At 57.5% G+C, this 8,813-nt stretch carries 4 protein-coding genes and 6 tRNA genes; all 10 read left to right on the top strand.

The genetic code is table 11. The features are described 5' to 3' along the window. The first annotated feature begins 558 nt into the window (after positions 1-558). Positions 559-648, top strand: a tRNA-Leu gene (locus tag AB5405_RS02435). 59 nt (positions 649-707) lie between these two features. Continuing rightward, positions 708-3,053 (top strand): GAF domain-containing SpoIIE family protein phosphatase, encoded by a 2,346-nt coding sequence (locus AB5405_RS02430; protein WP_368137485.1) that lies wholly within the window; start codon positions 708-710, stop codon positions 3,051-3,053. Positions 3,054-3,131: 78 nt separating this feature from the next. Continuing rightward, entirely contained in the window at positions 3,132-3,878 is a 747-nt protein-coding gene (locus AB5405_RS02425) for an anti-sigma factor antagonist (RefSeq protein ID WP_368137484.1), read from the top strand. 105 nt (positions 3,879-3,983) lie between these two features. Further along, positions 3,984-4,059 (top strand) — tRNA-Gly (locus AB5405_RS02420). Positions 4,060-4,093: 34 nt separating this feature from the next. Further along, positions 4,094-4,167 (top strand) — tRNA-Cys (locus tag AB5405_RS02415). Positions 4,168-4,209: 42 nt separating this feature from the next. Beyond that, positions 4,210-4,285: transfer RNA gene (locus AB5405_RS02410), tRNA-Gly, on the top strand. A gap of 336 nt (positions 4,286-4,621) precedes the next feature. After that, a complete protein-coding gene (locus AB5405_RS02405) occupies positions 4,622-6,355 on the top strand; it encodes a glycoside hydrolase family 13 protein (RefSeq protein ID WP_368137482.1) in 1,734 nt (577 codons plus the stop codon). A 141-nt stretch (positions 6,356-6,496) separates the two neighbouring features. Next, positions 6,497-6,572 (top strand) — tRNA-Gly (locus tag AB5405_RS02400). A 3-nt stretch (positions 6,573-6,575) separates the two neighbouring features. Continuing rightward, a tRNA-Val gene (locus AB5405_RS02395) sits at positions 6,576-6,650 on the top strand. A 633-nt stretch (positions 6,651-7,283) separates the two neighbouring features. Then, a partial coding sequence (gene nrdD / locus AB5405_RS02390) for an anaerobic ribonucleoside-triphosphate reductase (RefSeq protein ID WP_368137481.1) occupies positions 7,284-8,813 on the top strand: 1,530 nt, incomplete at its 3' end.

The following is an 8,813-nucleotide window of genomic DNA, read 5'->3' as shown; positions in this document are numbered from 1 at the left end:
TCCGCATCTGATGGTGTCGACGTCAATGGTATACGGGTGCATCATCGACGTCTTCAATACAGAAGATATCAGTGCGGGATGTTCTGAAAAGTAACGCCAGGGCGGGCCCTGCGGTAACTCGGCAGGGGAGTGCGATTCCTCGATCGCTCACTTTATCTAATAAGAAATTGAGTGAGGCCGGAGCTTTAGCTCCGGCCTCCTTATATAAGGGCTCGGCAAGGCCGAGCCACTAAATTTATATCAGCCCTCAGAACATGTTTGAGAACTGTGCCTGAAGTACGTATTTGCAGGCCCCGAATCGGTGTTGCCTCCCGGCGCATTCCGCAGGGGGAGCGATATTTTGCAGCACGAAGTGCGCAGCAAAATATCGCTCATGCCCGAGGACGCGCCGGGAGGCAACACCGATTCGGGGCCGGACATACGGATCTACCTGCTCATTTACAAATTCGTAAACTTTTTTGAAAAAAGTGCTTGCACAGTTCTCGAATCATAGGTTATTATCTTCCTCGTTGAACGCGCGGGTCCAACAAAACGAACCGTGAATCAACAACATAGCATGTCGGAGTGGCGGAATTGGCAGACGCGCTAGCTTGAGGTGCTAGTGACCGCTTTTTGGTCATGCGGGTTCAAGTCCCGCCTCCGACACCATCGCATTTGAGAAGCCTCTTCGGAGGCTTTTTTGTTACCGATAGACGGTGGGGTCCACGATGGAAACGCTTGAACGCAACGAGTGGGCAGACGTTGCCCAACTAGTCGAGATCACGAGCGATGCTGTCATCATCTGCGAGCTCGACGGAACAATTCTGCATGTGAATAATCGCTTACTTGGTTTGATGTGCGAGGAACGCGCCGACGTCATCGGTGGAGATGTTAAAGACGTCCTGTACTCATCCGCTTTTGAACGTGCGACGGAACATCGTCTGCCATTTGAAACTGATGGCTCCGAGAACGAACTGATGCTCAAGCTGAGTGACGGCTCCTTTATCCCCGTCTTGGTTCGTGCGGGCTCCGTAACGCCTCCACGCATCTTTGGGCGCCGCGCGCCACGTGTCCTGGTGGCGCTCCATAGCATCGAAGAACAGTATTCGCACGACCGTCAGCTCAAGCGTGCGCTTTCGGAGCTTAGAGTGGCGAACAAGCGCCTCTCTGGCACGCTCTCGGTCATTATGAGTACCGTGGGCTCCGATGAGCTGCCCAGCCTACTTGATACCGTTTTGAACCAGCTTGTAGGAACGCTCGATGCTTCGGGTGCTGCTATCTATTTTTCTGAGAGCGGCGGTTTTAAACTTCGCGGTGTTTCCAAGGAGCTGTACGACAGCTACCTGCCTGAGTTTTTGCCGTATGGCGCTGGCATTCCGACGTATGTTCTTCGTGAGTCGCGTGCCTGTCGCTTGTCGATTCAACAGGACCTTAAGGGTGGTAAGGCCGCCTCCGGTATGTTTATGGACCTGGACAATCGTTCTAAGCACCTGTTGCGTATGCAGGATATGCCTCCGTACCGCAGCGAGATCTGTCTTCCCGTTTTTTACGGTACGCAGATCCTTGGCGTGCTGGAAGTTGGTTGGAAACGCCCTCAGGCACCGCTCGCCTATGACGTTAATGTGCTCGAGGTCATTTGCGATTACCTGTCTATCCAGCTGGTCGGCATGGCATCGAGCCTTCGCTCCCGTCGCACGGCCGAGCTTGGCCGCTCGCTCAATGTCTTGCGTGATGAGTTGTTTACCTTTCTAGACGATTCCGCCGCGGCCACCCAGGCGGTATCGTCCGAGATCTGCAATATGCTTAACTGCCATTTTTGCCCTGTTGAGTATGATGCCAGTCTGGATTCCTACGTCATAGATTTTGAAGGCGGCAGTCGCGTTGCTTTGCCGGACGATCCCGAGAAGCTTTTCTTTTCCACGACGGCGCCAGCGGCACGTCTGGGGGCTGGCCCTGACGGCTTTGAGGCATCTGTTTTGGGCGGCACGAGTGCCGAGGACCTTAAACACGTCCGTATAACTCGCGTTGACGAATCGATGCCTATGGGAGGCTGGCTTAGGGCGCATGGTCTGCCTTGTCAAGGTCTCTACGTCGACTCCGGCATCGAGGCGGGGCGCCCGCGCTCTGAGGGTGATGGCAAACACAGTAACGACGCGATTGTTCCTGCTTCTGTTGCGAAGAGCCCGACGACGCGCGCGCTGCTGCTTCGTGATGGTAGCCAAGAGCCGATTGATGACCTTGAATATGACTACTTGGTGCACTTGGCGCATGACTTTGAACTGATCTACGAAGGCGAATCTCAAAAGCGCGAGGAGCGCCATATCGCTCAGACCCTTCAGATTGGCATGAGAAATTCGCTTGGTGACGTTCCGGGCATTGCAACCGATTCGGTGTACCTGTCGGCCACGAACTCGGCGTTGGTCGGCGGCGATTTCTATACGCTCATCCGTCTTCCCGACGACTGCGCCGTCATGATTCTGGGCGATGTGTCTGGCAAAGGCATTGAGGCTGCATCGATGTCCGCGCTCGTCAAGACGGCCCTGACGGCATATGCCTGGGAGGGCGCTGGACCGGCCCGCATGGCACGCTCCCTTAACAGCATGCTCATGGGCTTTTCGAGGGTCGAGACGTTCGTGACGGCCTTTATCGCCAAGATTGACCTTAAAGCCGGACGCGCAACGTATTGTTCGGCGGGCCATCCTCCGACCATGGTCATCAGGCCAGAGTCGATGCCGCTGGGTGGCGGCGAGGCCCGTGGGGGAGAGGTCGAGCTGCTTGGATGCCAATCGGGCGTAATCGGTGCTTTTGAGAGCATGGTGTACGAGACAGGCGTGTTTACGTTCGCTCCTGGTGACATGCTCTTCATGTATACGGATGGAACGATTGAGGCCCGCGACCGCACCGGAGCGTTCTTTGGCGAGCAGCGCCTTCGTGACCTTCTGCTCTCTGTCTCGGGTGAGGGCGTATCGGGAATCTGCGGTAAGGTCTTGGGCGAGCTTGACCGATTTACCGAATCGGCGCTGGACGATGACATTGCATTGGTGTCCCTTGAGTTTTTACGGGGTCGTTCATAGACGACGCTGGGCGGGCTGAATCCGCACGGTTGGGGAAACGAATGCATCGAGTGGGCTTTTTTGGGGAACCATGGTCGTATGAATGAGTGGAATGACATAGCGGTTTTGACGCCACCAGGCGATATCGACATCGCCACGGTGCCTGCGCTGCGTCGGCGGTTGGATGCTTTGATTGGCCGCGGCGTGCGTCGTGTCGTCATCAACTGTCAGGCTGTTAGCTTTATCGATTCGACGGGCTTGGCATTCCTGCTTACGCGCGCTCGTGAACTCATGAGGCGAGAAGGCCTGCTTTCGCTCGTCAATGCATCAGGTGAAGTTGTTCGCTTTTTGGAGATTGCTCGTCTTGTCGATATCCTTCATGTCGCGGGGCCGGCACGGGAGTCTATTCCCGCCATTCCGGTGGGGGAGCTGCCTCGTTGGAGTAAGAGCGTCGAGGTCCGTCAGGGTATCGAGAATCTTCCATACTACCGACATCGTATCGCCGAACTCCTTGAATCGCTTCCGTTGCGCCGTGACGAGCGCTACGATGTCGCATTGGCGTCGGGGGAGGCGCTGGGTAATGCCTATGACCATGCGGGCGGTATCGGGTGCGTCCTGACGATTCAGGCCTATGGTGATCGCGTTGTGGTTGAGGTGCTTGATCGAGGTGCCGGCTATGCTATCGATAAAACGAACGAACCGGTCGCATCTGAGGAGCGCGGCCGTGGTATCAAGCTTATGCGTATGCTCGTCGATAACGTGGAGGTTGCTCGTCGTACAGACGGCGCCGGCACGCGCGTGCAGATGGTGAAGCTGTTTAGCGGAGCGCTGGAACCGTGTGCCTAGCCAATCGCTTTGGCGCGTTTAGCTACCAAGAACATGCGGCAGGCAACTTTTTTGAAAAAAGTACTTGCGTCTTTTGGACAACTCGCGTAAATTAATAACCCGCAAGCGGACATGGCTCAGTTGGTAGAGCACAACCTTGCCAAGGTTGGGGTCGCGGGTTCGAGCCCCGTTGTCCGCTCCATTGCATTTCCGGACCGTTTAGGCGGTCCTTTTTCGGCGAAGTGGCCAAGTGGTAAGGCAGAGGCCTGCAAAGCCTTTACCCCCGGTTCGAATCCGGGCTTCGCCTCCAGGCAACATCCGGGCGCTCCGGCGCCCGTTTTGTTTTACATATGCGGACATGGCTCAGTTGGTAGAGCACAACCTTGCCAAGGTTGGGGTCGCGGGTTCGAGCCCCGTTGTCCGCTCCAACTATCTTACGCGGTTCTAACGAACCGCGTTTTTTGTTGACGCTGCGCGGGCCCCGGACACCCCATCTTGCCCCTCAATCGTCGGTCGCGTACATAAAGTACGCTTCCCTCCTCTTTCGCGGCAACCTGGGGCACCCGGAGCCCGCTCGCTGTCGTGGCCGGGAAAGTGGGTCTTCCGTTCTTTTCACTAATCGGTCGATTCGTCCCGGGAGGTTCGAACCCGAGAGGGAGCGAGCGTTTTGGGGCGTGGCTGTGGCGTTGTTTGCTGCGAATGTGCGCTTTGGGCGTATCATCGTGGGCATCTCGCATAACCTCGTTGCAAGGGAGATACGCCCCATGGCTACAGAAAAGTCTTCTTCGCGCTCATGGATGTCCGACGCCGCGATTTATCAGATCTACCCGCGCTCGTTTAAGGATTCGACTGGTTCGGGTCTGGGCGATATCGCGGGCATTACCCAGCAGATGGACTATCTTGAGCAGCTGGGTATCGAGGCCATCTGGCTGAGCCCGTTTTACCCATCGCCTCTTGTCGATGGCGGCTATGATGTGGCGGACTACTGCGATGTCGACCCACGTCTCGGCTCGCTTGACGACTTCGATGACATGATCGCTGCGGCTCACGCGCGCGGCATCAAGGTCATCGTCGACATCGTGCCCAACCATTCATCCAACCAGCACCCCTGGTTCAAAGCCGCTCTTGCCGCCGGCCCCGGATCGCCCGAGCGCGCCCGTTATATCTTCCGCGATGGTCGCGGCGAGCATGGCGAGCTGCCTCCCACCAATTGGAATGCCAACTTTGGCGGCCCCGCCTGGACGCGTGTTGCGGACGGTCAGTGGTATCTGCACATGTTTACGCCCGAGCAGCCGGACTTTGACTGGTCATGCCCCGAGGTTCACGCGTTCTTTTGCGACGTCCTGGCGTTTTGGAGCGATCGAGGCGTCGACGGCTTTCGCATTGATGTGGCGCAGGGTCTCGCCAAGGATCTCGACCGCGATGACCTCGACCGGTGGCATCTCGCCGAGGGCGATGACATGGTTGACGACGGTACCCATCCACTGTGGGACCGCAACGAGGTCCATGAGATCTATCGCGAGTGGCGTCGCGTGTTCGACCGCTATGATCCGCCGCGCAGCGCCGTTGCCGAGGCGTGGGTGCTGCCCGAGCGCCAGTATCTCTACGCGCGCCCCAGCGAGCTTGGCCAGACATTCAATTTTGAGTTTGCCAAGGCCACTTGGACCTATGATGACATGCACACTGCAATCGAGAAGGGCTTGAAGGCAGCCGTCGAATCCGATTCCGCCTCGACCTGGGTACTCTCCAACCACGACGTGCCGCGCGTGGCGACACGCTATGCCCTGCCGCAAATCAAGGCGACGCGCTACCACCAGATTGCGCTCGACTGGCTCTTACGCGACGGGTCGTCTTATGACGAGGACCGTGAACTCGGCGAGCGCCGCGCGCGGGCGGCCCTTTTGCTTGAGCTGGCGCTTCCGGGCTCGGCATACGTGTACCAGGGTGAGGAGCTCGGCCTTTTTGAGGTGGCTGACATCCCGTGGGCTGCACTCGAAGATCCTACTGCGACCAATACGCACGGACCGAAGCGCGAGAAGGGGCGCGACGGCTGTCGCGTGCCCCTGCCGTGGGTGGCGGCGGACGATCCCGCGCAAGGCGGATCGTTTGGGTTTTCACCGGCGGACGCCGATGCGGTGCCCCATCTGCCGCAGCCTGCATGGTTTTCCGATTACGCTGCCGATAGGGAAGAAGCGGACCCGACATCGATGCTTGCGCTCTATCGTGACGCCCTCTGGCTGCGGCGCAAGCTGCGCGGGTGCGCCAACGATCTTGCGTGGCTCGATCTTGACGGGCGCACCGGTCTTGCGGATGGTGCCGAGGGCGCTGAGGGCGGCGTCATCGCCTATCGCCGCGATAACGGCTGGACGTGTGTGACGAACTTCGGTGCAGCACCCGTGGAGCTGCCGGCGGGCAGGGTCCTGCTCACCTCATCACCGCTTGCAGACGGCAGGCTCACGCAGGACAGCTCTGCCTGGATCATGCTCGGTGAGATGTAGGGGCCTCTTGCGGCGAGTTTGCGTTTGCCTGCGCCTTCCGTGGTGGCTGATGTCCTCGCGAGGTTCGCGAGGGCGTCGCAAAACTTTTTTAAAAAAGTTCTTGCATTTGGGTGGATCATCCCGTATATTAAATCCTCGCAGGCGGACATGGCTCAGTTGGTAGAGCACAACCTTGCCAAGGTTGGGGTCGCGGGTTCGAGCCCCGTTGTCCGCTCCATTTGGGCGTTTAGCTCAGGGGGAGAGCGCTTCCCTGACACGGAAGAGGTCAGAAGTTCAAATCTTCTAACGCCCACCAAATGTTCGCAGCTCAGAGGCTATGTCTCTGGGCTGTTTTGTTTTATGCCGCCAAGCACGCCGCCAAATAACCACCAAATATTGATCCAAGGTCTGTACGCGATGGTCTTCGCATCCCGTAGGGGTGCCGGCAGATTGCATACGTCCTGGCCGATCGTGACCGCAACATGTTGGTCAAGCACAATCTTTTGGATTCTTTTGGCGTGAGCGGCTTGGTTTTGGTAGGATTTGTCAGCGGCTTGACTAAGGGGGTTTTATAACTGCCATGCAGGTAGCCGTGTTGGTAACGTTTTACCGACTTGCCAAGAACCCCTCATAATTAATGCGTCTGCAAAATGACTAATTGCTTTGACCTGCTGAAACACTATATGTTGTGTTTGAACTAAAAAAAGAATACAGGATATAGATGCGTCTTTGTCGTATGATAGATGGCGGACAGAGAACGAAGACCTTATTCGTCCCATTTGGACACGCCTTTGAGCCGCTTGATCGGCCGCGAGGATTGTCCGCATGAGGACTTATGGTTTATCGAGAACACAGATTGCGCGACGGCGCCGCAAGACAGGGGCAAGCCCTGCCGGGCATCGTTTGGCTCTGAAGCGCAATGAGGTTACGACGCGAAAGAGGCAAGAGGATGAAGATCATCAAGCGCAGCGGCACCGAGGTTGTCTTTGACATCGATAAGATCGTCAATGCCATCCGCGCCGCCAACTTGGAGGTCGAGGAGAGCTCTCGTCTAACCGACCGCCAGGTGGTTTATGCGGCGCAAAACGTCGCCGAGGCATGCGAGAACGCGGGCCACACCGTTTCGGTCGAGGAGATCCAGGATTTGGTCGAGGACGAGATCATGCGTCTCGACTGCTACGAGGTTGCCCGCCACTACATCATCTATCGCTATGTTCAGAGCCTGAAGCGCCAGAAGAACACGACCGATGACAAGATCCTGTCGCTGATCGAGTGCAACAACGAAGAGGTCAAGCAGGAGAACTCCAACAAGAACCCGACCGTCAACTCCGTTCAGCGCGACTATATGGCCGGCGAGATTTCCAAGGACCTGACCCAGCGCGTGCTGCTGCCCCAGGAGATCGTGGACGCCCATAATGAGGGCCTGATCCACTTCCACGATTCGGATTACTTTGCTCAGCACATGCACAACTGCGACCTGGTGAACCTGGAGGACATGCTCCAGAACGGCACCGTTATCTCGGGCACGCTGATCGAGAAGCCGCACAGCTTCTCGACCGCCTGCAACATCGCGACGCAGATCATCGCTCAGGTTGCTTCCTCCCAGTACGGCGGCCAGTCGATTTCGCTGACCCATCTTGCTCCGTTTGTTGAGGTGAGCCGTCAAAAGATTCGCGGCGAGGTCGCCCGCGAGCTCGAGGAGCTCGGCGTTTCCGCATCTCCCGAAAAGGTCCGCGAGGTTGTTGAGGATCGCCTGCGCGATGAGATTCGTCGCGGCGTCCAGACGATTCAGTATCAGGTCGTGACCCTTATGACCACCAATGGCCAGGCGCCGTTCGTGACGGTCTTTATGTATCTTAACGAGGCCCGTACGCCTCAGGAGAAGCACGACCTTGCCATGATCGTGGAGGAGACGCTTCGCCAGCGCTACGAGGGCGTTAAGAACGAGGCCGGCGTTTGGATTACCCCGGCATTCCCCAAGCTCATCTATGTACTCGAGGACGATAACGTTCACGAGGATTCCCCGTACTTCTACCTGACCCAGCTGGCTGCCAAGTGCACCGCCAAGCGCATGGTTCCCGACTACATCTCCGAGAAGAAGATGCGCGAGCTCAAGCTGTCGAAGGGCGAGACCGCCGGCAACGGCGATTGCTATACCTGCATGGGCTGCCGCAGCTTCTTGACGCCCGACCGCTCGGGCAACGGTTTTAACAACGTTGCCAACGCGCTGAACTACGACCCGAACAAGCCCAAGTACTATGGTCGCTTTAACCAGGGCGTCGTGACCATCAACCTGCCTGATGTCGCACTGAGCTCGCATCAGGATATGGACAAGTTCTGGAAGATCTTCGATGAGCGCCTTGAGCTGTGCCACCGTGCCCTGCTGTGCCGTCATGAGCGCCTGATGGGTACGCTTTCTGACGCCGCACCGATTCTGTGGCAGTACGGTGCCCTCGCCCGTCTGAAGAAGGGCGAGACG

This window comes from Collinsella aerofaciens (assembly GCF_040920445.1).
In the GTDB taxonomy this organism is placed as follows: domain Bacteria; phylum Actinomycetota; class Coriobacteriia; order Coriobacteriales; family Coriobacteriaceae; genus Collinsella; species Collinsella aerofaciens_BH.
This window is presented reverse-complemented; position numbering and strand designations above follow the sequence as displayed.

Bases quoted from the DNA above. Each gene is read 5' to 3' on its own strand.
- AB5405_RS02405 (WP_368137482.1), top strand. From the start codon at position 4,622: ATGGCTACAGAAAAGTCTTCTTCGCGCTCATGGATGTCCGACGCCGCG.
- AB5405_RS02430 (WP_368137485.1), top strand. From the start codon at position 708: ATGGAAACGCTTGAACGCAACGAGTGGGCAGACGTTGCCCAACTAGTC.
- AB5405_RS02425 (WP_368137484.1), top strand. From the start codon at position 3,132: ATGAATGAGTGGAATGACATAGCGGTTTTGACGCCACCAGGCGATATC.